This window comes from Halovenus anhuiensis, from assembly GCF_037080055.1.
Lineage (GTDB): Archaea > Halobacteriota > Halobacteria > Halobacteriales > Haloarculaceae > Halovenus.
In genome coordinates this window covers 14042-37037 of record NZ_JBAOJI010000007.1, presented here as the reverse complement: position 1 = coordinate 37037, position 22996 = coordinate 14042, and the positions used below count along the sequence as shown (strand labels likewise).

At 59.2% G+C, this 22996-nt stretch carries 17 protein-coding genes and 1 pseudogene; 7 read left to right on the top strand and 11 right to left on the bottom strand.

All coding sequences use genetic code 11. The annotated features are described in order from the left end of the window. Window positions 1-39: 39 nt before the first annotated feature. On the bottom strand, window positions 40-1374 hold the full coding sequence (locus V8P86_RS15205) for a 5'-deoxyadenosine deaminase (protein ID WP_336328136.1): 1335 nt from the start codon (window positions 1372-1374) through the stop codon (window positions 40-42). Between the two features lie 97 nt (window positions 1375-1471). Between V8P86_RS15205 and hpt the strand changes: the two genes are divergently transcribed. After that, entirely contained in the window at window positions 1472-2044 is a 573-nt protein-coding gene (gene hpt, locus V8P86_RS15200; RefSeq protein ID WP_336328135.1) for a hypoxanthine/guanine phosphoribosyltransferase, read from the top strand. 92 nt (window positions 2045-2136) lie between these two features. On the opposite strand, the gene V8P86_RS15195 is transcribed toward hpt, so the two are convergent. Genes V8P86_RS15195 through V8P86_RS15185 form a run of 3 tightly spaced genes read right to left on the bottom strand, consistent with a single transcriptional unit; the run spans window position 2137 to window position 5917 of the window. Then, window positions 2137-3129, bottom strand: a complete 993-nt coding sequence (locus V8P86_RS15195; RefSeq protein WP_336328134.1) for an ABC transporter permease — start codon at window positions 3127-3129, stop codon at window positions 2137-2139. Continuing rightward, a complete protein-coding gene (locus tag V8P86_RS15190) occupies window positions 3129-4235 on the bottom strand; it encodes an ABC transporter permease (protein ID WP_336328133.1) in 1107 nt (368 codons plus the stop codon). Before V8P86_RS15190 ends, V8P86_RS15195 begins: the two co-directional genes overlap by 1 nt. Next, window positions 4235-5917 (bottom strand): ABC transporter ATP-binding protein, encoded by a 1683-nt coding sequence (locus V8P86_RS15185; RefSeq protein ID WP_336328132.1) that lies wholly within the window; start codon window positions 5915-5917, stop codon window positions 4235-4237. Before V8P86_RS15185 ends, V8P86_RS15190 begins: the two co-directional genes overlap by 1 nt. A 405-nt stretch (window positions 5918-6322) precedes the next feature. On the opposite strand from V8P86_RS15185, the gene V8P86_RS15180 reads away from it, so the two are divergent. After that, window positions 6323-7384, top strand: coding sequence for a BMP family ABC transporter substrate-binding protein (locus tag V8P86_RS15180; RefSeq protein ID WP_336328131.1), 1062 nt, complete (start codon window positions 6323-6325; stop codon window positions 7382-7384). 350 nt (window positions 7385-7734) lie between these two features. Here the strand turns inward: V8P86_RS15180 and V8P86_RS15175 are convergent. Continuing rightward, a pseudogene (locus tag V8P86_RS15175) lies at window positions 7735-8076 on the bottom strand (molybdopterin cofactor-binding domain-containing protein). Window positions 8077-8135: 59 nt separating this feature from the next. On the opposite strand from V8P86_RS15175, the gene V8P86_RS15170 reads away from it, so the two are divergent. Together V8P86_RS15170 and V8P86_RS15165 are read left to right on the top strand one after the other, a co-directional pair. After that, window positions 8136-8330: a hypothetical protein gene (locus V8P86_RS15170; RefSeq protein WP_336328130.1), complete on the top strand. Its 195-nt coding sequence runs from the start codon at window positions 8136-8138 to the stop codon at window positions 8328-8330. 146 nt (window positions 8331-8476) lie between these two features. Beyond that, window positions 8477-10426, top strand: a complete 1950-nt coding sequence (locus tag V8P86_RS15165) for an archaea-specific SMC-related protein (RefSeq protein ID WP_336328129.1) — start codon at window positions 8477-8479, stop codon at window positions 10424-10426. Window positions 10427-10454: 28 nt separating this feature from the next. Here V8P86_RS15165 and rdfA read toward each other — a convergent pair whose 3' ends face one another. Continuing rightward, window positions 10455-11087: a rod-determining factor RdfA gene (gene rdfA, locus V8P86_RS15160; RefSeq protein ID WP_336328128.1), complete on the bottom strand. Its 633-nt coding sequence runs from the start codon at window positions 11085-11087 to the stop codon at window positions 10455-10457. Between the two features lie 651 nt (window positions 11088-11738). On the opposite strand from rdfA, the gene V8P86_RS15155 reads away from it, so the two are divergent. Together V8P86_RS15155 and V8P86_RS15150 are read left to right on the top strand one after the other, a co-directional pair. Further along, window positions 11739-12872, top strand: coding sequence for a thiolase family protein (locus V8P86_RS15155; protein ID WP_336328127.1), 1134 nt, complete (start codon window positions 11739-11741; stop codon window positions 12870-12872). A 78-nt stretch (window positions 12873-12950) separates the two neighbouring features. Further along, window positions 12951-14825, top strand: a complete 1875-nt coding sequence (locus tag V8P86_RS15150) for a methyl-accepting chemotaxis protein (RefSeq protein WP_336328126.1) — start codon at window positions 12951-12953, stop codon at window positions 14823-14825. Window positions 14826-14842: 17 nt separating this feature from the next. Here V8P86_RS15150 and V8P86_RS15145 read toward each other — a convergent pair whose 3' ends face one another. The 5 genes from V8P86_RS15145 to V8P86_RS15125 form a co-directional block, all read right to left on the bottom strand. Continuing rightward, window positions 14843-16402 carry a long-chain-fatty-acid--CoA ligase gene (locus V8P86_RS15145; protein WP_336328125.1) on the bottom strand — a complete coding sequence of 520 codons (1560 nt, stop codon included), beginning with the start codon at window positions 16400-16402 and terminating at the stop codon, window positions 14843-14845. Between the two features lie 61 nt (window positions 16403-16463). Further along, entirely contained in the window at window positions 16464-16799 is a 336-nt protein-coding gene (locus tag V8P86_RS15140; protein WP_336328124.1) for a hypothetical protein, read from the bottom strand. A gap of 97 nt (window positions 16800-16896) precedes the next feature. Then, entirely contained in the window at window positions 16897-19245 is a 2349-nt protein-coding gene (locus tag V8P86_RS15135) for a TRAP transporter permease (RefSeq protein ID WP_336328123.1), read from the bottom strand. Between the two features lie 59 nt (window positions 19246-19304). Then, on the bottom strand, window positions 19305-20357 hold the full coding sequence (locus V8P86_RS15130) for a TAXI family TRAP transporter solute-binding subunit (RefSeq protein ID WP_336328122.1): 1053 nt from the start codon (window positions 20355-20357) through the stop codon (window positions 19305-19307). A 152-nt stretch (window positions 20358-20509) separates the two neighbouring features. Then, on the bottom strand, window positions 20510-21499 hold the full coding sequence (locus tag V8P86_RS15125) for an esterase/lipase family protein (protein WP_336328121.1): 990 nt from the start codon (window positions 21497-21499) through the stop codon (window positions 20510-20512). Between the two features lie 331 nt (window positions 21500-21830). On the opposite strand from V8P86_RS15125, the gene V8P86_RS15120 reads away from it, so the two are divergent. Next, window positions 21831-22994 (top strand): acyl-CoA dehydrogenase family protein, encoded by a 1164-nt coding sequence (locus tag V8P86_RS15120; RefSeq protein WP_336328120.1) that lies wholly within the window; start codon window positions 21831-21833, stop codon window positions 22992-22994. Window positions 22995-22996: the final 2 nt, after the last annotated feature.

Sequence of the window (22996 nt, the reverse complement as noted above, 5' to 3'; positions counted from 1 at the left end):
TCGATGAGAAATCGTCCGGTGAGACCGGAACAGAGTCGGCTACGGTTTTAGCTTCTGTGCGTTTTCGCGTGCGTCTTCGAGATCCAGTGACTCTGCAATGTCGTGGGCCTGCTCGCGGATCGAATCTGCATCAGCGACGGTCACTTCGCCGTCTTCGACGAGTACGTTGCCGTCGACCATCGTGAATGTCACGTCGTCGCTTCTGGCGGCGAAGACGAGATGTGAGAGCGGGTCGTACAGCGGCGTTGCCCGCGTGGTGTCGGTCGACAAGCCAACGATATCGGCGCGCCAGCCTTCTTGGAGTTTGCCGAGGCGGTCGAAGCCGGCGGCCTGTGCGCCGTTGATTGTCGCCATCTCGAAGATGGTTTCGGCAGGTGTAGCCGTCGGGTCGAGTTGGTCGACTTTCTGTAGTGTACTGGCCTGTTTCATCTCCGTGAACGGGTCGAGGGTGTTGTTACACGGCGGGCCATCGTTGCCCAACGCGACGTTGATATCCCGGTCGAGATAGTCGACGACGGGCGCGATCCCGCTTGCGAGTTTCATATTCGACGAGGGACAGTGGGTGACGTGAGTCCCCGTCTCGGCGAGGAGTTCGCGCTCGTCGTCGTCGGTCCAGACGCAGTGTGCGAGCACGACATCCTCGCCGGTGAGCCCCACCTCGTCGAGCCAGCGGATGTTTCGCATCCCGGTGTCGTCCTCGACAGTCTCGATTTCACCCTGGTTCTCGCTGGCGTGGGTGTGGATACGCACCCCATCGTAGCGATCAGCCAACTCGCGACAGCCGCGCAGGCATTGTTCCGAACAGGAGACGGCAAACCGCGGCGTGACCGCGTACCGGATTCGATCATCGAAACTGCCGTGATACTCGTTGATCAGCCGTTCAGAGTCTGCGAGTGCCTCCTCCGTGTCTTCGAGGAGACCGTCCGGCGAACGACGGTCCATCAGCACCTTCCCGAGCAGTCCACGAATACCCATCTCGCCGGCAGCCTCGAAAGCCCGGTCGGCATGAGCAACCGACAGATGATCGATGACGGTCGTGGTCCCGCTTTCGATCAGTTCGAGATAGCCCAGTTTCGCCGCGACCTCCATCTCGTCGGCCGTCAGCGTCGCCTCCATAGGGAGGATATAATCGAACAGCCAATCCAGCAACTCGCGGTCGTCCGAAATCCCCCGGCCAAGACTCTGAACAGAGTGAATGTGGCCGCCAACCATCCCAGGGGCAACGATATCGACGGTCAGTTCCCGGTGGTCAGGATACTGCTCGCTGACCGCTGTGCGCTCGCCAACGGCAGTAATTCGATCTTCGTCTACAACCACACAGCCGTCTTCGATGACCGTAGATGCATCTACGATAACAGTACCGGTGATTTTCATTCCGACCGTATTTCTTGAACAATGCTAATAAATGTGTTGGTCGTGCGAGAGAGACACAACAGAAACGGTTTTTACTTCGATAGGGTCTACGGCGGATATGGAACGACTTCTCGAATCTTTACACACTGCTCCGATCGTGGACAAAGACGGATACGAATACCTGGTTCACCCGATCACCAACGGCGTTCCGATGCTCGATCCAGCGTTGTTACGCGAGGTCGTCGTGGAGATTCTCCGCCATATCGACGTGCACGTCGACAAACTCGTCGTACCAGAAGCGATGGGAATCCACATCGGCGCTGCCGTCTCACTACAGACAGATATCCCGCTGGTTGTGATCCGGAAACGCCCCTACGGACTCGAAGGCGAGCAACGCCTGTTCAAGGAAACGGGCTACTCTCACTCGGAGATGTACGTCAACGATATCGATGCCGACGACAGAATCGTGATTCTCGACGACCTGCTCTCGACAGGCGGGACGCTGGCGGCGATCTGTGAAACGCTCGACGAGATTGGCTGTGACATCGCCGATATCGTCGTCGTGATGCGGAAGGTCGGTGGCGAGTCTGCCTTCGAAGAGGTCGATCACGACGTGACGAGTCTCGTCGATATCAGCGTTGCCGACGACGAGGTGACGATCCATCGCTCTGTCGTCGACGAGTCGGACTGAGCCGCCCCTGGTTCGTATCAGCTGATCAGCACTAAACCGTCGGTGCCAAACTCGGCGGAAAACGTCGCAGTCGATCCGTCTGGCGAACAGTATCAATCAGTTTCGCGACTGTAAGACTGCAACAGTGCAGAGGGGACCGCCAGCCGGTCGTTTTTCGTCCTGATGACCACGTACGAGAGAACGAGAATCGTCGCTAAGTACGGATAGGTGGACATGATCTGTGCGTTCATCAGGAAATCGATCACCGAATTGATCGGCCCTGCCAGTGGGGTGTCGGCACCGACCGAGAACGAAAGCCCCTGAGAACGCAATTCGAGCGCATTGAGCATTCCGAAGAGATAGGCCCCGATGAGCATCCTGCTGGCCCGCCACTGTGCAAAGATGACCAGAGCAACGGCGATCCAGCCGCGGCCAGCAGTCATTCCGTTCGACCAATTGCCGACGAAGGCAAGCGACAGGTGTGCGCCAGCGGCGCCGGCAAAGCCACCGCCGATGATCACGGCCAGATAGCGGAGTTTGAACACCGGGACACCCATCGTGTCTGCCATTTCAGGGTCTTCGCCGACCGAGATCAGTTCCAGTCCGATGTTCGACCGGTTGAGGAAGTACCAGGTGATCGGTACGAGCGCGAGAGCGATGTAATCGGTCGGCGTGTTGCGAAACAGCGCTTCGCCGAGAACGGGAATCTCGACGAGATACTGCCCGATCAACGGCAGCGGAACCTCGGAGAAGCCGTCGATACTGTTTTCGACCCAGTTCGTCCCGTAAAACGTCGTCAGACCAGTCCCCAGCAGTGTCAGCATGACCCCGCTGATCACCTGGTTGGCTTTCAGCGTGATACAGAGGAAGGCGTGGATCAGTGCGAGAGCCATCCCGACGAGGACGCCCGCGCCGAGTCCAAGCCACGGGCTGCCGGTGATAACGGTGATGATGAATCCGCCGAGCGCGCCGCCGAGCATCATCCCTTCGACACCGAGATTGAGGACCCCGGCACGCTCGGTGATGAGTTCACCGAGGCCGGCGAGGATGAACACCGTCGCCGCGGCCACGGTTGCATTGAGCAGTCCAGCGAGGAATCCCGCCATCAGGCATCACCTCGCGCGCGTTCTGCCGGCGTCGGCGCTGGATCCTCACCGATCGAAAAGTCGATCCGATAGCTCTTGAAGAACTCACCAGTGATCAGAAAGAGGATGATGAGTGCCTGGACGACTTCGACCAGCGCTGCAGGGATGCCGAGGAAAATCTCCATGTTGGTCCCGCCGGTAAACAGCAGCGCAAAGAACAGGCTTGCAAGCAGTACCTTGACCGCACTGTTACGCCCCAGCAGCGCAATCGGAATTGCGGTAAAGCCGTACCCTGGCTCGAAGCCCGCCCGCAGGCGGCCCTGGACGCCGGCAACCTCGCTGATCCCGCCGATCCCGGCAAAAGCACCACCGAGGACGAACACGAGCAGATACACTTTGTATTTGCTCATCCCTGCCTGTGTCGCAGCCTCGTCGTTGGAGCCGATGAACGTAATCTCGAAGCCGAGTCGCGTCCGCGTCATCAACACGTAGGTAACAGCAACCAGCACCAGCGCAACGAGCAGTCCAGCGTGTACACGGTCGAACGCGGGAAGAACGGGAATAGTCGCGGCATCAGAGAAGCGGGCCGTCTGCGGGAAGTTGCCGGAATCGCCCTTCATCGGGCCGCGAACCATGTAGCTGAGGATCTGGAGCGCAACGAACGAGAGGAGCAACGACGTGATAATCTCGTTGATGTCGTACTTCGCACGGAGCCAGGCGGGGATCACGGCGAGGGCACCGCCAGCTATCCCCCCTGCCAGAAACATCACTGTAACCAGGAGCGGCCCCGGAAGCGAGACGTTGAGTCCGACCCACGTGCCCGCGAGTGCGCCGAACACGAGTTGGCCTTCTGCACCAATATTGAACAGGCCGGCTTTCAGCGGGAGATAGACGGCGAGTCCCGCGAGCACCAACGGCACCGCGGCGATGAGTGTCTGTTCCTGGCCAAGTCGACTCGTCAGTGTCTCGACGAACATGAACGAGTACGCGTCGATGGGATTGATATCGATCACCAGCATAGCGAGACCACCGACAGCCAGAGCAGCCAGTACAGTAAACGCAGGTGCCGCGTATGCCAGCCACGTCGGAGTGGTCTCACGCGCACTGACGTCGATGTCGATATTCATTAGAGATCACCCTCCTGGCCGGAGTGCACCGGTGTCGGAGACTGTCGGTCGTCCACTTCGACAGAATCTGCCTCCGCTAGGTTGCCGCCGCCAGTCATTTCCAGGCCGATACGGTCGCGGTCTGCGTCTGCTGGCGTCGTTTCGTAGACGAATTCCCCTTCGTAGATGACGAGTATTCTGTCGCTCAGATCCGTGATTTCGTCGAGGTCCTCCGAGAGCAGGATGATGCCGGTGCCCTGTTTGCGTTGTTCGAGCAACGTCTCCCGGATAAACTCGATGGCACCGACATCGACTCCCCGAGTAGGCTGGTTGGCGATGAGCAGATCTGGGTCCCGGGAGATCTCTCGGGCGAGAATGAGTTTCTGGAGATTGCCACCCGAGAGGTCGCCGGCGTTCGTTTCGGTGACATCCTCGACACCGCGGACGTCGAACTCTTCGACCAGACGTTCGGCGTACGTCGCCAGTTTCTCGTAGTCGAGTCCGGTGAGTCCGCCGAACTCGCTGTTTGTGAACTCTTTCATCGTCGCGTTATGCATGACAGACAGCTCCTCGGCACAGCCATACTGCAATCGGTCCTCGGGAACGAAGGAGATTCCGTTGTCGACGAACTGTTTGATCTTGGCGCCGGTGAGGTCTGTCTCGCCGAGTCTGATCGTGCCGGCTGTGACATCGCGAATCCCGGCTGCGACCTCCGCGAGTTCTTTCTGCCCGTTACCGCTGACTCCGGCAATGCCAATCACTTCACCTTCGCGCACCGTGAGATCGATCCCCGACAGTGCCTCGATTCCTCTGTCGTTGTCGGCATGGATATTCTGCAGTTGGAGAACCGGCTCACCGATGTCGATCCCTTCTTTCTCGAGTTGGAAGAGCACCTCGCGCCCGACCATCATCTCCGCGAGATCAGCCCGACTCACCTCTGAGACGGTAGCAGTGCCGACGTTTTTGCCCTCGCGGAGGATGGTCACGTTATCCACGATAGATTTGACTTCGTCGAGTTTGTGCGTAATGAAGATGATCGAGAGCCCTTCCTCGGTCAGACGGCGGAGTGACTCGAACAGCCGTTCGGCTTCGGTCGGAGTGAGAACGGCAGTTGGCTCGTCGAGGATGAGAAGGTCGACGTCACGGTACAAAGCCTTGAGAATCTCGACGCGTTGTTGCTGACCCACGTCCAGTTCCCAGATTTTTGTACTGGCGTCGATATCGAACCCGTACTGGTCGGCTAACTGCTGGATCTGTCGTGTCGGAACATCGAGACCCAGCGAGAACTGCCGCGCAAGAGACTGAACGAATCGATTCGAGCGCACCGACTCGGGCAGTGGGCTCTCCGAATCGGGCCCCGGCCGAAAGATCGTCGCTGGCTCTCGTTCGCCCAAGACGATATTTTCGGCCACAGAGAGTCGCGGAATCAGCTGAAAATGTTGATGGACCATCCCGATACCGGCATCGATGGCATCCTGTGGTGAGTCCAGAGAGAGGCGATTCCCATCGAGATAAATCTCACCCTCGTCCTGGGTGTACAGTCCGTATAAAATCTTCATCAACGTGCTCTTTCCAGCACCGTTTTCGCCGAGTAACCCGTGGATTTCCCCACGTTCGACACTGAGATCAACGTGATCGTTGGCCACCACACCGGGGAACTCTTTCAAGATATCGTTCATTTCCAGAAATGCAGACTCAGCCATGATGCCTTCTCACAGCCTACTATCAAGAATGGTCGGAGATAACGCTTTCTACTGCAATCGATGTGCAATTGTGTTGCTCACCCGTCCAATTGTTGAGTCCTTGTAATTCAACATCTGACATTTGTCGCCGTAGCAACACGGTATTCGAAGGGTCTCCCCCGAACGACAGTGGCTGTTCGTGAGTGGAGGTTGTTGTGAATAACTGAAGATTTGTTATAAATCAAATCGTATACCGCTAACCCCTGTCGAGATGTGAACCTCTTTGCGAAGATTATATTATATTATATTTTGTCTGAATTTTCACGCAATACCTCCATCGATGGGCAGATTTATAACCAATTAGCAAAAGTATGGGGTAGAACGAACGCAGTCCGTGAAGAATTGACGATCAACACGACACAAACAATGACAGAGCATATTTCACGACGAAACGTACTCGCAGGAATTGGCGCGACAACTGCACTCGGTGTAGCCGGGTGTTCCGATGATCTCGGGTCCAGTGACGCCGAGGTGACCGCAGCATGGGTGTACAACTCGGAAGTCGGCGACCTCGGCTGGTCGTGGGCCCACAACGAGGGGCGGAAGGCGGTTGCAGAAGAGTACGACTGGCTGGAGACACAGCATACCGAGGCCGTGGCACCAGAAGATTCGGAACAGGTCTTCCGGCAGTATGCCGACAGCGGCGTCGACATCATTTTCGGGTGTACGTTCGGCTATCAGGATCCGATGAAAACCGTCGCTCAAGAGTATCCGGATGTCTACTTCGAGCACAACACGGGCTATACGACCCGAGAGAACATGGGACGATATATGGGCCGGATCTACGAGGCGCGGTATCTCGCCGGCCAGGCCGCGGGAATGCTCACGGAGACGGACACACTCGGATACGTCGCTGCGTTCCCGATCCCGGAGGTTGTCCGGGGAATCAACGCGTACACGGAGGGTGCAGCGTCGGTCAACGACTCCGTGACGACAAAAGTTCGCTGGACTCAGAGCTGGTTCGATCCGCCGAGCGAGAGCGAGGCCGCCGGTGCGCTGCTCGACGAGAACGTCGACGTGATGGCCCAACACCAGGATTCGCCGGCGGCGCTCACGGAGGCCGCCGACTCCGGTATCTGGGCGACAGGCTACGATGCGCCGATGCAAGAACAGGCCGGAGAGAACTATCTCACGTCACCGATCTGGAACTGGGAGGAGTTCTACGGACCGACCGTCGAGGCAGTCAACGACGGAAACTGGGAGTCTGACGCCTACTGGGAAGGAATTGACTCTGGGATCTGTGACATCGACGACTGGGGACCAGAGGTCCCACAGGAGGTCAAAGACGAGGTGGCCGCAACCAGAGAGGAGATTGTCGATGGATCGCTGGACATCTGGGCTGGCACGAAATTCGAGAGCGAAAGCGACGAGTTCCTCTTCCAGGAGATGAACAGCTACGTCGAAAACGTCGACGGTGAGGTGCCCTGAACCGCTCGGTAAGGGACTGCTCGGATTCTCCAAATACCCCCCAAATCGAACAGAGAGTGACCGTCCGCTCACTCCGAACGACGCTGTCGCAGCAATTTCTTATTACTAAGATCGAATTACGTGTCGAAAATTACCATAGATACAAAACTAAAGGCTATTTATACAACCTTGCAGGGAATTATAAAGCATTATTAATGGAGGATATAAAGTTTGATATAATCAAAAATTCTTACGCGAGTCATAGACGTGTGTAATACGGAATGAGGGCTGAGCCGTCCGAAAGCGATCGAAAGGTGATAGTACGATGCCATCACTCCGCAGAGGGAGTGATATAACAATCCTTGAGGCGATTATCTCGGCGGTACCAATTCCCTCGCACATGCTCGATACTGAGCACACTGGGAGCCGTGTAGATCCTCTTTTCGGCTGTTTTTCAGCCGAACTTTCTGGCCGATTTCCAGCGCGAGCGCCGCGCTGATGAACTGGTTTGGAACGGTGTCCTGTCTGACGCCGAAACCGCCCCCGACGCAGGGTTTGATCACCTACACATCAGTTCGGTTGAGATCGAAGGCGCAAGCGATCTTGTCCCGGCAGATGTGAGGCACCTGCGTCGTCGTCCGCAAGACTAGCCGTTCGCGGTCATCGATCCAGGCGATTGTCGTATTCACCTCCATCGGCATCTGCTGGACGATCTGGCTCTCGTAGTCGCCTTCGACAATCGTCTCCGCCTCCTCAGCGGTCGCCTCGGTCTGTGCTGCGACGGCCGCGACCGTCTGGCTGTCTCGACAGCGCCAAACTCGACTGTCGGCTCGATATCAGCACAGAGCGCGTCGCCATCGACCGAAAGTCGGGACATTACAGTGTCCCCATCGACGAGCGTGGACTGCCAGCACAGATGGATAACACGATCACGGACGCCACCAGCCTGTTCGAGGAACTCAAATAACAAACGTACATCTGTTATATTATGCCGTTAGCCGTGACGCAGCAGTTCGGCCAGTCCAGAACCACCAGCGTCTGGAGAGATCCGTGGCACGTTCCGGAGGCGACCCGATAGCTACTTATTTATTCGGTTGTCGTGATTTTGCGGATATGTCGAGTGTCGATTCGTCCGCATCCCCTGTAACGATTCATGCAGAGAATATTGGAGGGATTACAGAGACACACATCGAGATCCCGCCGGGTGTGACGGTGTTGACCGGCCGCAACGCGACAAACCGGACCTCGTTTCTCCAGTCGATCATGGCCGTGCTGGGAAGCAGAGACGTGACGCTCAAAGGGGATACCGACGAGGGTCGTGTCGAGTTAACGATCAATGGGGAGAATTACCACCGACAGCTTCGCCGAGTGAACGGATCGGTCAGCTTCGAGGGAGAACCATATCTCGGCGAACCGACACTCGCCGAACTATTTGCATTCTTGTTGGAATCGAACGAAGCACGGCAGGCTGTCGTCCAGCAGCGCGATCTGCGCGAACTGATCATGGAGCCGGTCGACACGGAAGAGGTTCAGGCGGAAATTGAGGCGCTCGAAGCCGAGCGAAACAAAATCGACGAGCAACTCGACGAACTGGCCACACTCAAAGAAAAGCTCCCTGGACTCAAGCAACGCAAGCACGAACTCGAAGGCGAAATCGAAGCACATCGGGAAGAACTCACCGCACTGGAGACAGATCTCGAATCGATGGAAGCGGACGTTGACGAGAGCCGTGAAGAGAAAGAGGAACTCGAATCAAAATTGCAGGAGCTTCGAGAGCTTCGTGGCGAACTCGAAACCGTGCGGTCGGATATCGATATTCAGCAGGAGAGTATCGAATCGCTCAGACGTGATCTCGCGGAACTCAGAACCGAACGCGAGGAGTTACCTGAGGCACCGATGGGTGAACGAGAGGAAATCGACCAACGGCTCACTCGACGCCGCGAACGCAAACAGCGGCTCGAATCCGAGGTCAGCGACCTCCAAGATATCATCCAGTTCAACAGGCGGATGCTCGACGGTGAAGAGACAGCAGTCAGTGATGCACTTGGATCAGACGACACCTCGACAGGAGACCTCACAGAGCAACTAGTCGACGACGAATCGACCATCTGTTGGACCTGTGGGAGTGAGGTCAGCCGCAAGCGCATCGAGGAGACCGTCGAGACCATTCGAGACGTTCGGCAGGAACAGACGAGTGAGATTCGTGAGATCGAAAGTGATATCGACGAGTTACGTGCCGAGAAAGGTGAGCGGGAGAGCCAACAGCGTCGCCGAGAATCACTCGAAGACGAGATCGGCGAGATCGAAGCCGAAGTTGACCGACGAGAGTCCCGTCTCGAAAGCCTCCGGGAGCAACGCGATCAACTCAACGACGAGGTCGCAGCGGTCGAAGCCGAAGTCGATGCACTCGAATCCGAGGATTTCTCCGACGTGCTGGATCTACACAGAGAGGCGAATCAACTGGAGTTCGAGTTGGGAAAACTCGAATCGGATCACGAGGACATTTCTGAGCGGATTACGAGAATCGAACGACGGTTAGATGCCGAAGACGAACTCACAGAGCGGCGCGAGCAGATCACAGAGGAACTCGAAGCTCAGCGAACTCGTATCGACCGGATCGAGCGCCAGGCAATCGAGGAGTTCAACGCTCGAATGGACGAGATTTTAGAGATGCTATCGTACGACAATCTCGCGCGAATCTGGATCGAGCGCGTACAGGAGACGGACACTAGCGGACAGCAATCGGACGAACGGACAGTTTTCGAGTTGCACGTCGTCCGGACGACCGAATCCGGAGCAACCTACGAGGATACCATCGCACATCTCTCCGAAAGCGAGCGTGAAGTCACTGGGCTCACCTTCGCTCTGGCCGGGTATCTCGTCCACGATGTCCACGAAACGGTTCCGTTCATGTTGCTCGATTCGCTCGAGGCCATCGACTCGAACCGTCTCGCCGACCTCGTCGCGTATTTCGCACAGTACAGCCAGTATCTCGTGGTTGCGCTCCTTCCAGAGGACGCTCAGGCACTCTCAGGGGAGTATACTCGAATCACGGAGATCTGAAAAGCGGCGGTCAGCCAACGACCGGAAATCACTCAGTGTGGCAGTCACAGCCGCCGCGCTTGAGCAGTTCGACAACCTCGTACTGAGTATCACACTCCTCGCAGAGAACACTAATATCGACGAACAACCGGAACTCACCCAGTGTGAGTCGATCAGTCCCCCGAAGTTGGTCGAGGCTATCCGCCGTCACAGAGTGTGCTCGGGATTTCAGCCGCTGAATCGTCTGGACGACGCGTTCGGTTCGTGTCGTCCCAGTGTCGTCGTCGTATTCTGCGCCGCGATACTCCTTGAGGTAGGACCGGATCGCTTGGTACGTGACAAAATCGGTTTCGAGTTGCTCGACATCGACGCCGGTTGTTTCGAGTCGCCGCCGTGCTTCCGTCCGATTACCCGAACTCACCTCGTCCTCTGTCAACAGGCGGTACATATTGTCCACATCGCCGTCGACTGTCGCCAGCCCTGCATCAGTCATCGCAGTTTCGAGCAAGCGCTTGTTGAATCGATCTGCGAGTGCCCGGAGACTCTCGCGTCGGTCGCCTTCCGCGGTCCAGCGTTCCTCTAACTGGTCGCCGTATTGCTGCCCGAGTCCGTACGTCTCGATGAGCCTGGCGACTTTGCTCTGGACACTCCGCTCCGAGTTCGCATCTTCGTCCGGGGCCATTACTACCCAGTCGTTGGAGGAACCGAACAATAAATCTGCAGGGACCCAGCCTCGAACTGGTATACAACGGCGCACAATCGGGCTGAATGAACGGTTGAAAACGGCGGTCCGAGCGTGTGCCACCCCCGTGGGCGCCAGAAATTAACAGATTTTTTATTACAGCCGAATCATACCAATATTATTGTAACTATATGAGCCGCCGATCCCGCGAATTCGTACTGTCTGTACGCCCGATTTTTTATTAAAGGGAATAGAGAATTTATCCATATAGAGTTGGAAAATAGGAATAATAATGGCCATTTTTATTGGAAGTTATAGATTATTGTAGGGATCATATTGTACGTACACTGCTGTCGGAGCCAGCACTCACATACACAGTATTACCTCACATTATGTACAGAATTTGGATCATTTTTCAATATTTATATCAAATATCGGTATTTAGTCGTCGTATAAGCATCTATTCACATATATCGTAATCGTGCATCGACTCTGGAGTATTGGACTCAATTAACAGTAAACTTTTATACTACAGAATATTATATTAATTTCGTTCTGTGGGGGTATTGGTGAGCCTGGTCGAAATTACAAGTTCGGGATATCGAGAGAAAAACCGGGACGGTTAACCTCCGGGCAACTGTAGCACCGGGCATGAGTGAGCGACAGCCAGTCGTCGTTGGCGCAGTCAGGACACCACAGGGAAAGCAGGGCGGCGTCTTCGCCGAGACCGGAAGCGAGAAGTTGTCTGTCCCGCTGGTCGAAAAACTGATCGAGCAGACAGGAATTGACCCAACGACGGTCGACGACGTTCGCTGGGGCTGTGCGAAGCAGGTCAACGAACAGAGTAACAACATCGCCCGCGTAATCGCGTTGCTCGCGCTCGACGAATCCGTGCCGGGAACCACAATCGACCGCCTCTGTGCCTCCTCGGCCGAGGCGATCATGACCGCCGCCGACCAGATCCGGGCGGGAACCCGAGACGTGATCGTCGCCGGCGGCGTCGAAAACATGTCACGCAACGAGCGACGGAAAGGAATCGGCTCCTACGAAGGAATTGCCGAGCAGTACGACGTAGAGGGACTGGCGATGGGCCAGACCGCAGAGAAGGTCGCTCAGAAGTTCGACATCCCGCGGGAGCGCCAAGACGAATACGGCGCCCGAAGCCAGCAACGGGCCTGTGCAGCGACCGAGGACGGAAAATTCGACGAGGAAATCGTGCCGATCGAGACCGACGACGGCCTCGTCGAGGAGGATGAAGGTCTTCGGCCTGGGACAACCGCCGAGGGAATCAGTAAGCTCCCACCTGCCTTCGAGGAAGACGGATCGGTGACCGCCGCAAACGCCTCACAGATTTCCGACGGGGCGGCCAGTCTCATGATCACCTCCCGGGAGTTCGCAGAGGAGCAAGGACTGGAGATCATGGCGGCTATCGAGGGACACAACGTCGCTGGCGTCGATCCGACGATCATGGGCATCGGCCCGGTCCCGGCAGTTCGAGGGTTGTGGGAAGAGAACGGTCGCACCGCCGACGATTACGATCTGGTTGAACTCAACGAGGCCTTCGCGAGTCAGACGCTGTACTGCCAAGACGAACTCGGCTTCGGCGACGACAGGTACAACGTTAACGGCGGCGCAATCGCCATCGGCCACCCACTCGGAGCGAGTGGCGCGCGTCTGCCCGTCACGCTGATCCACGAGCTACAGCGACAGGGCGGCGGCCTCGGACTTTCGACGATGTGTGTCGGCTACGGACAGGGCGCAGCCATCGAGTTCAGCGTCGAGTGAGGAGTCGCTGGCAATCTCATTACTGATAGCGAAGGCATGGAATTAATATTGGTTGAGGAGATTTACTCAGATATTACAATGTTCAATCCAGTCCAGCGACTTCTTGGCAGAGATGACTCCGAGTCAGGATCCTCGGGCCAGAGGTCCGGTACATCGCCGGAGCCGGACGGCGGAGCGGTCGTCGAACGGATCTCTCGCGGCGATCTCGACGCCCGATACGGCGGTGGGCTCGACGACGACCTGATGGCCGAGCACCGCAGCCAGTTAGCACGAGTCGTCCGGGGAGAAGCCACACCAGAAGAGCTAACGGCAACCGCTCGGGAGCAAGCGGCCGAAGGCGTCGACCCGTCGACCTACGCGGGGAGTTACGAACTCGCAGTGGAGGCGGCGCTCGACCGCGCCTTCGACGAGATCGAATCGGGTACGTCCGTCGCACAAGCACGCGAGCAGGCCAAGGCAGATATCGAGTCGACCATGGAGAATCTCCAGCGGGGACTCTCCGCGTTCGACGACGAGACTGTTGTCTCCGTCGAGGAAGTCGTCAAAGCCTTCCCGTCGTCCTGCATCCTGATCGGAGCGGATCACAGCGTTATCGCCTACACCGGACGGTTGATGGGACTGGACGACAGCCACTCGGAGTTCCTGGGAAAGGACTGTCGAGAGACGATTGCCGTGGCAACCTATTCCGATAAATCCCGGGCGAACACGCTCGCCGACAAGGTTGCCGAGAACCCCCGCGCCGCCCAGGACCACTGGGATGTCGAGCGAACCGACGAGGAGAACTCGCTGGTCGACTTCCCGGTCTACCGCGACACCAGTGTCTCGAAAAATCAAGACGGAGTCGAGACGCACATCGAGTTCGTCGCGGTCCCGATATTCGACGACGATGGCGATCTGAAGGCTGTCTTCGAGTTGATCGAGGATCGATCCGAGGAAGTCGCGCGCGAGCGAGAGATGGTCGAGTTGATCGAGGAGGTGAGTTCGACGCTCGATGCCATCGGCGGGGGCGACCTGAGCGCGCGCGTCGAGTACGAGGACACCAACGACCACATCGATTCCGGGCTGACGGGACTCACCGACGATGTCAACGAGATGGCCGATTCCTTCGAGGGACTGATTCGGCGGGTGACCGAGGAGACCGGCGAACTGGAGGCTTCCATCGACAGTCTGACCGAGGCCGCGGGCCGGATCGACGGGAAAGTCGACGAACAGAACAGTTCACTCGACGAGATCGGACGGGAAATCGAGAACATCTCGGCGACGATGGAGGAAGTTGCGGCCAACGCAAGCGAGGTCACCGAGGCCGCCCAGCGCGTCAGAGAAACGACCGAGCAAGGCGTCGAAGCAGGCGAAGACGCCCGTGAGGCCACCAAAGAGGTTCGGGAGACAACCGGCGAACTCGTCGAGACAGTCGAGGAACTCGGCGAGAAGATGAACGAAATCAGCGAGGTCGTCGAGATCATCGGTGACATCGCCGAACAGACCAACATGCTCGCGCTGAACGCCAACATCGAGGCCGCCCGCGCCGACAAGAGCGGCGACGGATTCGCTGTCGTCGCTGACGAGGTAAAGACACTGGCGACCGAGACCCAGCAACACGCAGACGACATCGCCGCCCGCGTTGAGGAAATCGAGGCCCACTCCGAGCGAACCATCGAAGGCGCGGAGAACTCCTACGAACACGTCGATTCCGCCGCAGAGCAGATCGACGACGTACTCGACTCACTGCAGGCCATCGCCCGCGAGGTCGACGATGCGGTGACAGGTATCTCCGAAGTCGCCGATGCGAACGACGATCAGGCCGCCCGTGTCGAGGAAGTCACGGCGACGGTCGAACAAGTACAAGATCGGGCCGACGAGGTTGCCGAATCGACCGAAGAGGTCGTCGATGCCGTCGAGAATCAGAAAGAAGTCGCCGAAGATCTCACGGAAACCGTCGACGAACTACGCTAAAAAACGACGCAGACGGACTACTCGTCTTCTTCGCGAATCTTGAACTTCTGGACCTTGCCGGTCGTCGTCCGCGGCAGTTCTTCGACGAACTCGACCTGGCGGGGGTGTTTGTACTCTGCGAGGTTCTCTAGACAGTATTCTTTGATGTCTTCCGGCGTCGCCTCGGCATCGGGTGTCGGGACGACGTAGGCGACGGGGATCTCACCACGCCGGTCGTCCGGGATGCCCACGACGGCGGCGTCGGCGATCTCCGGGTGCTCGAAGAGGAGTTCTTCGACTTCTCGCGGATAGACGTTGTAGCCCCCAGTGACGATCATGTGTTTCTCCCGGTCGACGACGAAGAAGAAGTCATCCTCGTCCCAGTAGCAGACGTCGCCGGTGTGGAACCACGTCGTGCCGTCCTCCTCGGTGAAGGCTTGCTCGTTGGCCTCCGGGAGACCAGCGTAGCCTTTCATCACGTTCGGGCCGGAGACGACGAGTTCGCCCGTGATCTCGTCGAGGTCGGCTTCCTCCTCGTCGATGGGACCCTCCTCGACGCGGGGCATCGTCTCGAAGTTCGGGCCGACAACTTTCGCTTTGACGCCGTCGAGTGGCTGCCCGATCGAGCCCTTCCGGCGGGAATCGGGCGTGTTGGCGTGGGTGACCGGCGACGTTTCGGTGAGGCCGTACCCCTCGTTGAGTTGCTCGCCGTAGAGAGCCTCGAACCGTTCGAGCACCTCGATCGGGAGGCTGGAGCCGCCGGAGTTGACGAACCGCAGCGAATCGAAGGAATACTCGTCGGCGTCAGGCTGGTTGATCATGTCGTTAAACATGGCCGGAACACCGAACATGATCGTGAGTTTCTCGTTCTCGATGAGATCCATCACCATCGGGGCATCCCACTCGGGGATGGGGTAGTAGGTTCCGCCGGCGTACATCGAGCCGTTCATCACGACGCTCATGCCGTAGATGTGGAACAGTGGGAGGACACCGAGCAGTTTGTCGTCGGGCTGGATCTCGCCGGGAACCACGCCGGAGTTCGCCCGGGTGGTCCAGCCGAGATTGTGATGGGTCAGGAGAACGCCTTTCGGCGTGCCCGTGGTGCCGGAGGTGTACGGCTGGACGGCGATATCGTCGTCCGCTCGCTCGACAATATCGACCGTGTCCTCGGCGAGGAAGTCGTCGAACTCCGTCGCGCCCTCGACATCGGCCCCGACACTGATGACCTCGTGAACGTCCGTATCGTCGAGTACGTCGAGCACTTCCGGGACGTTGTCAGCCAGCGAGACGACGGCTTCGGCCCCGCTGTCGTCGAGCAGGTGGCTGATCTCGCGGGCCTTGTACTGCGGATTCATCGGGACGACGACGCCGCCGGCCCGGAGCGTGCCGTAGAAAGCAGTCACGAACTGCGGGAGGTTCGGGAGGTAGATCCCCACCCGGTCGCCCTCCTCAATCCCGCTGTCGTGGAGCGCTTTGGCAAACTGGCCTGCGCGTGTCCAGAACTGGTCGTAGGTGAGTTCCTCGCCGTTGTAGACGATAGCTGGCGAGTCCGGATTGGACTCGACAGTTTCGCCCACGTCTGTTACCAGATTCGTCATACGGTCGTGTGATCGTTACAAACCGGCAAAAGAATTGCGTCTTGGAGTTTCCAGCGGAAACTCAGTTCCCTGCGGGCGCGTTCTCCGCACGCTCGACATCGTAGCCGACGACGTACCGTGCTCGGAGGAGCAGTCCAGCGATGGCAACCGCCGCCACGACCTGCAACAGGTTGCCGATCGGTTGCGGACCGAGCGAGCCGAACATCGCGACCGATCCGACCGACAGGAACAGCAGACGCATCGGTGTGGAGAGGTCATCAGCCCCATCGAATTCGAGCTGGGCGAGACGGTCGCTCGCATTTCGAGGACTCGTCCCCGGATTGCCGAATACGTGTTCGACGTTATACTGTTCCAGCGCGTCGGCGAAGAGGTCCGCTCCAGTGTACCCGTCTGTCATGTGGTTACACTCCCTCGGACGGCCACCCTGAAAATAGTTAACCCATTACGTGTCCGCCATCCGTCGATTCCCCGGATGCGGCCGGGAAAGGCGGCCGTTACTCCTTGGTCTGCGCGGCGGGTGCGATCGCGGCGGGGAGCCGGTCAATCTGAGTCAGGCCCAGGCCCGCGAGCGCGAGCACGGCCGCAGCCACCTGAAGCATTATCGCCATGCTGTCCCCGACAGCGTAGGACATCGCCGGCGCGTACATCGCGGTAAAGGAGAGCACGAGGTACGCGAACCGGTGGGGCAGTCCCAGCACGGTCCGGCCGTCGAACCCGATAGTGGCCGCCGTGAGCGCGATAACGCCCACGAAGACGGAGAACGTCGCGACGGGCGTGGCCGTCAGCGACCAGTTCACCAGGCTATCGTTGGCGACCAGCGCGAACGGGATGAGGAACCCGGCCGCCCCGATGCGCAGGGCCTGCTTGGCCGAGCCCATGAAGTTACTGTCCGCGATACGCGACCCGACGGCCACCGCCACCGCGACGGGGGGCGTGATGGCCGACAGCATCGCGAAGTAGAACACGAACAGGTGCGCGGTGATTTCGGTGACACCGAGGTCCTGGAGCGGCGCGGTCAGCAGCGTCGCCACCAGGATGTACGCCGCCGGCGTCGGCATCCCCAGGCCGAAGAGGATGCTCGTAATCATCGCCAGCAGTAGGACGACGACGAGGACGCCGCCGCCCAGCGACACCATCCGGACGCTAATCTCGGAGGTCAGGCCCGTCTGGGTTAACATCGAGATGATGACGCCCATGGCGGCCAGTACGCCCACCAGCGGCGCCATGTCGAGTGCGCCCTGGCGGAAGCCCTTGAGCGTCGTGTAGACGGTTCGGCCGAGCGTCACTACCCCTTCCATCAGGTAACTCGACGCCCGTTCGCCCATGCTCCGCTTGGTGTCGGGTTTGGCCGTTGGGCCGCGGATCAGCTGATCGCGGACGATCATCGTCCCGACGAGCGTCATGACGGTGTAGAGGCCGGCCGACATCGGCGAGAGCTGCATGATGACCAGCGTGTACAGCAGGACGGCCATCGGGATGCCGAAGTGGCCGCCCTCGAAGAACCGCTGCAGCGATCCGATGAAATCACCCATCGGGGTTTCGTCGGCTGGACTCAGCAGGACTGCCTGGACCAGCCGGGCGAGGAACAGCGTCGCACCGGCCGCGACCGCCGACCAGACCAGACCCAGCGACGCCACGGTGCGGGCGGCGTAGAACGACCCGAGCAGCAGGCCGAAGTAGACAACCGTCACCAGCGTCTGGACGCTGAACAGCTTCCCGAGCAGGCTTCCTTCGTTGACCTTGTCGGTTGTCCAGCCGTAGCGCAGCACCGCGAACTGCACGGCGACGCCGGCGCTGAAGTAGAACAGCATCGCCGGGATGAGGGCGGCCCGGATGATCTCGACGTAGGAGACGCCGATGATGTCGGCCATCAGGAACGCGGCCACGCCCATGACCGGCGGCATGATCTGGCCCCCGGAGGAGGCGACGCTCTCGATGGCAGCCGCGTAGTCACCACGGACCCCCTGGCGTTTCATCATCGGGATGGTGAACGAGCCAGTGGTGGCGGTGTTCGCGGCGGCACTCCCCGTGATCGACCCCATCGCCATGCTGGAGATGACGGCGACGTGGACGACACCGCTTTTGAGGTTCTGGCCGATCTTCTGACCGAGGCCCAGGATGAAATCGAGCGCGCCGTAGGCCCGGGCCAGCCCCGCGAACATGATGAAGATGGCGACCCAGGTGGCCCCGACCTCCATGATGAAACTGAACGCCCCGGAGATACGCATCGCCCCGAAGGTCACCACGTCCTCGAGCGAGAAGCCGGGATGTGAGAGGAAGCCGGGCATCGCCTCGCCGAAGAGCGCGTACAGGACCGACGCCAACGCGACCAGCGAGATGGACCAGCCGTACGCCCGGCGGGTCGCGTCGATGGTCAGCGCCAGCACGATGAGCCCGACGTAGAGGTCCATCGCACGGAAGCCGAAGACGATGGCCCGCCGCGAGAGGAAGAAGAACTCGGTGTACACGTAGTACCCCACACCGAGGCCCGCGGCGGCCGAGAGGAGACAGACGACGGCGTCGACTCGTCTGACCAGCGCGAACACGCGGTCGCTCATCCAGCGAGTCAGCGCGGAGCGTGCGCTTTCGTCGGTCGGGTTCTCGATGAGTGTGAGGGCCTGCGACAGGTAGTACAGTGCGGTACCGACGCCGAAGAAGGCGACGGCGAATTTGGTCCGGACGATGGGCCGTGCGTACGCGAAGTACAACGTTGCGGCGGTCAGGGCGATTCCCATGACCGTGATGATGCCGAAAAGGACCTGCTCGATGGTAGGCCGACTCCGGAACTCGGCGAACGCCTGCCGCGGGTGTGGTACTTCCGTATCGGTCGAAGTTTCGTTCATGGTGTGATGGAATTGTGGGTGATTCGGTTATTGAACGGTGCCTGCGGCAGGAAATCGGCTTACTGGCCGCCGATCTCGTAGTCGTCGTTCCAGACGCCCTTCTCCTGGTAGAACTCGGCGGCGGCCGGGTGGAACGGCAGCGTCGTGTAGCCGTTCTCCATCCAGAACTCCCCATCAGCCATCGGCCCCAGGAGGGCGTTAGACTCGCCGAGGCCCTCGCGCTGCTCCCAGAGGGTGTTGAGGAACGACTTGAGCGTCTCGCCGCTGAAGTCACCACGGACGACGAAGTTGTACGAGAGGCCCGGCGTGTTCAGCGTGTCCGGGGCGTACTCGTAGTTGTCGAATCCGCTCGTGTCGACGGAGTTCATGATGATGGCCGGGTCCTCCTCGAGTTCGGCGACAGTGTCCTCGGGCCACTGGAGCAGGCGCAGGCCGACCGTCCCCTTCATCTGCTGGAGCCACCCGGGCTCGACGCTGCCGTTGATGAACGTGCCGGCCCCGGCGTCGAGGCGGCCCTCGCTCATGGCGCCGCCCTGGCTACCGTAGTCGATGCTGACGCGCTCGTAGTCATCGGTGATGAAACTCAGCGCGTACTCGAGCATCTCGGCGGTCCCCGAACCGCGCGGGGTCGGCGAGATTCGGTCGCCCGACCCGATGTCGGCGACACTCGTCCAGTCGTCGTTGGCGGTGCAGAGGAACCAGGCCAGGTCGTACAGGTGGAACGCCTGCATTGGCGTGTAGTTGAGGTTTCCGAAGGGTTCCTCCTCGTTGGCGACCTTGCTGGCGGTCCAGTTCTGGATGTAGGAGATGTCGGACTCGTCGCGGCCCAGGCGGCCGATGTTGGCGTTCGTCCCCTCGCTCGGACGTGCCTGAACTTCCAGGTCGGAGTTCTGGGAGACCGAGTTGGCGATGACCTGGCTCATGGAGTACGCCGCTGTCGTTTCCGTCGAGGTGGTCATAATCATCTCGCCGTCGGCACCCGGGGTGTTTTCCGGGCCGCTGTTTTCGCTATCGAAACAACCGGCGAGTCCGGCTGTCGCTGCGCCCCCCATTGCTGCCAGAACGGTCCGGCGAGTCTGTCGACTAATCGTGTGACTAGGCTTGTCTGCCATACGCGACAGAAGATAGTCGTTGTATATAATTGCATCGGTTTACTCGAACGAAATTGCTGTGAACGAGTGAATCAGTTTACACTGGCTCGTTATGTAACGAGGAAACTACCGATGCAAACCCTTCTCGGCAGTCCTGCGCGGAAGGGAGCCATCTACGGGTTTTGATCGCCCCAGACCGCCGATTCGACGCGACCGGGTGCGCCCTCGGATTTGAAGTACTGGCAGTGGTTGCTGACTCCCGCGCTCACGTCGACGGTGGTGAGGTTGTCGGGTGCGTTCGAGCAGGAGACTCCGTCCGCGCCGAGACCCTCACCGTCGGGCGTCCACCAGAGCAGATCCGCCCAGAGTTCGTGCAGCGTGCCGACGGCTTCATCAGAACTCGAATAGAACGCGTACGCGTTGTCGGGGACTGACTGGATCCCGTCGTAGTAGTGATAGATGCGGTCACCGGATTCCCAGCGGTCACAGACGAAGCGCTGGTGGTCGGCCGGGCCGACGGTGACGACGTTGCCGACCCGGTCGTACTCCCACCACGGGAGTTCCTCGTGGAGGCGGTTGAGCATGTTGAACGAGGCCCGGCCGCCCAGTGAGTGACCGACGACGTTGACTTTCGTCCAGCCGTTCTGTGGCCAGAGTTCGTCGATCAGCCAGTCGGCGAGTTTCCGACCGTACTCGGCGGCCCGATCCCACGCCTGCGTGTACGTCGGCGTGACCGAGGGCCACTTCGCCGAGAGGAAATCGCCGTCGAAGTAGATGTTGTTCGCAAGCGTCTCGCCCTGTTCGGCGGCGAGCCCCGCCGCCCCGAAGCCGTGGACGTAGATACAGATTTCGTCGGAGAGCCTCCCCACGTCGAAGTTCGGGTCGTAGTCGCCCCACCACGGGTCGAGATCGACGACGTTGAACCCGTCACCACTGGCCCACCCGAAGCCGCACTCGGCCAGTTCGAGGTAATCACCGATCTCTTTGTCCTCTTCTGCCTCGTCGTAGGCCGCCGCCGACCCGGTGGCGGCTTTGACGCCAGCGGCCCCCACCGCTGCCGTTGCCGAGGATTTCAACAGGTTCCGGCGAGAGAGATGTCCCCCGTCGTCTGTGTTCTGGTTTGCGTCACTCTGTCCCCCACGCTTGTCATTGTTTCCCACCATGACGTTTACCGGAACCGAGCAATTGGTAATAAAGTTTTATGAATAATCGTGTATTTTCGCCATTGATAATTCCAAAATACGGAATTAAATCGCAGTCAGTCCTATTTGTGTAAAAATTTCACAGCTCCAGCCAGTGAATACTGGTGGAGTAACGCCGTCGAGATAGTGGATTCCCCAACCCCCCCTATCGTGTCATTAGTATGAGTTAGATCCGTACATTCCGCGTCAAAGCCGTTGTACATAAATTAAATGGTTAGCAACTCGTCACGAGTTGGCAACATCATTCGTCAGCAAGACGAGCATATTTGTATCTGCACTCTAATGAACTACTATGCTGGATTTCGTCCAACTCGAGGAGGACCTGGACCAGGAAGAGCGGATGATCCGGGACACAGCCCGTGATTTCGTCGAAGAGCACGTCAAACCGGACATTGGCGACCACTACGAACAGGGAACGTTCCCGAAGGAAGTCATCACGGAGATGGGAGAGCTCGGCTTTTACGCGCCGAATCTGGAAGGATACGGCTCGCCGAACGTCTCCGAGACGGCCTACGGCATCCTGATGCAGGAACTGGAGGCCTGTGACTCGGGACTGCGCTCGATGGCTTCGGTGCAGGGGGCGCTCGTCATGTACCCGATTCACGCCTACGGTAGCGAGGAACAGAAAGAGGAGTGGCTACCGAAACTCGGTGAAGGCGAAGCTGTCGGTTGTTTCGGCCTGACCGAACCCGAACACGGTTCGAATCCCTCCGCGATGGAGACTCGGGCGGAGCGGACCGAGTCGGGCTACGTGCTGAACGGCTCGAAGACGTGGATCACGAACTCACCGATTGCGGATGTCGCGGTCGTCTGGGCGCGTGACACGTCCGCCGACGACAACCCAGTGCGTGGGTTCCTCGTCGAGACCGACCGCGACGGCGTGACGACAAACAAGATCGAGGACAAACTCTCGCTGCGGGCGTCGGTCACCGGCGAAATCGGCCTGAACGACGTCGAGATTCCGGAAGAGAACGTCCTGCCGGGCGTCTCCGGCATGAAGGGGCCGCTGGGTTGTCTCACGCAGGCCCGCTACGGTATCGCCTGGGGCGCAGTCGGTGCGGCGCGGGACTGTTTCGAGGTCGCTCGCCAGTACGCGACCGACCGCGAGCAGTTCGACACACCGATTGCTAGCTTCCAGATGCAGCAGGACAAACTCGCAGAGATGGCCACCCAGATCAGCCTCGCACAGTTACTCGCCTACCGCCTGGCCGAACTCAAAGAAGAGGGTCGGATGACGCCGCCGCACGTCTCGATGGCCAAACGCAACAACGTGCGCATGGCGCGCAACCAGTCCCGCATCGCCCGTGAGATGCTCGGCGGCAACGGTATCACGACGGACTACTCGCCGATGCGGCACATGCAGAACCTGGAGACGGTCTACACCTACGAGGGTACCCACGACATCCACACCCTCATCCTCGGCGAAGAGCTGACTGGCTTCCAGGCGTACTTCTAACC

What these genes read in the sequence shown, in the direction of transcription:
- V8P86_RS15155 (WP_336328127.1), top strand. Translation starts at nt 11,739, where the DNA reads ATGAGTGAGCGACAGCCAGTCGTCGTTGGCGCAGTCAGGACACCACAG.
- rdfA (WP_336328128.1), bottom strand. Translation starts at nt 11,087, where the DNA reads ATGGCCCCGGACGAAGATGCGAACTCGGAGCGGAGTGTCCAGAGCAAA.
- V8P86_RS15125 (WP_336328121.1), bottom strand. Translation starts at nt 21,499, where the DNA reads ATGGTGGGAAACAATGACAAGCGTGGGGGACAGAGTGACGCAAACCAG.
- V8P86_RS15180 (WP_336328131.1), top strand. Translation starts at nt 6,323, where the DNA reads ATGACAGAGCATATTTCACGACGAAACGTACTCGCAGGAATTGGCGCG.
- V8P86_RS15140 (WP_336328124.1), bottom strand. Translation starts at nt 16,799, where the DNA reads ATGACAGACGGGTACACTGGAGCGGACCTCTTCGCCGACGCGCTGGAA.
- V8P86_RS15190 (WP_336328133.1), bottom strand. Translation starts at nt 4,235, where the DNA reads ATGAATATCGACATCGACGTCAGTGCGCGTGAGACCACTCCGACGTGG.
- V8P86_RS15120 (WP_336328120.1), top strand. Translation starts at nt 21,831, where the DNA reads ATGCTGGATTTCGTCCAACTCGAGGAGGACCTGGACCAGGAAGAGCGG.
- hpt (WP_336328135.1), top strand. Translation starts at nt 1,472, where the DNA reads ATGGAACGACTTCTCGAATCTTTACACACTGCTCCGATCGTGGACAAA.
- V8P86_RS15195 (WP_336328134.1), bottom strand. Translation starts at nt 3,129, where the DNA reads ATGGCGGGATTCCTCGCTGGACTGCTCAATGCAACCGTGGCCGCGGCG.
- V8P86_RS15150 (WP_336328126.1), top strand. Translation starts at nt 12,951, where the DNA reads ATGTTCAATCCAGTCCAGCGACTTCTTGGCAGAGATGACTCCGAGTCA.
- V8P86_RS15130 (WP_336328122.1), bottom strand. Translation starts at nt 20,357, where the DNA reads ATGGCAGACAAGCCTAGTCACACGATTAGTCGACAGACTCGCCGGACC.
- V8P86_RS15185 (WP_336328132.1), bottom strand. Translation starts at nt 5,917, where the DNA reads ATGGCTGAGTCTGCATTTCTGGAAATGAACGATATCTTGAAAGAGTTC.
- V8P86_RS15145 (WP_336328125.1), bottom strand. Translation starts at nt 16,402, where the DNA reads ATGACGAATCTGGTAACAGACGTGGGCGAAACTGTCGAGTCCAATCCG.
- V8P86_RS15165 (WP_336328129.1), top strand. Translation starts at nt 8,477, where the DNA reads ATGTCGAGTGTCGATTCGTCCGCATCCCCTGTAACGATTCATGCAGAG.
- V8P86_RS15205 (WP_336328136.1), bottom strand. Translation starts at nt 1,374, where the DNA reads ATGAAAATCACCGGTACTGTTATCGTAGATGCATCTACGGTCATCGAA.
- V8P86_RS15135 (WP_336328123.1), bottom strand. Translation starts at nt 19,245, where the DNA reads ATGAACGAAACTTCGACCGATACGGAAGTACCACACCCGCGGCAGGCG.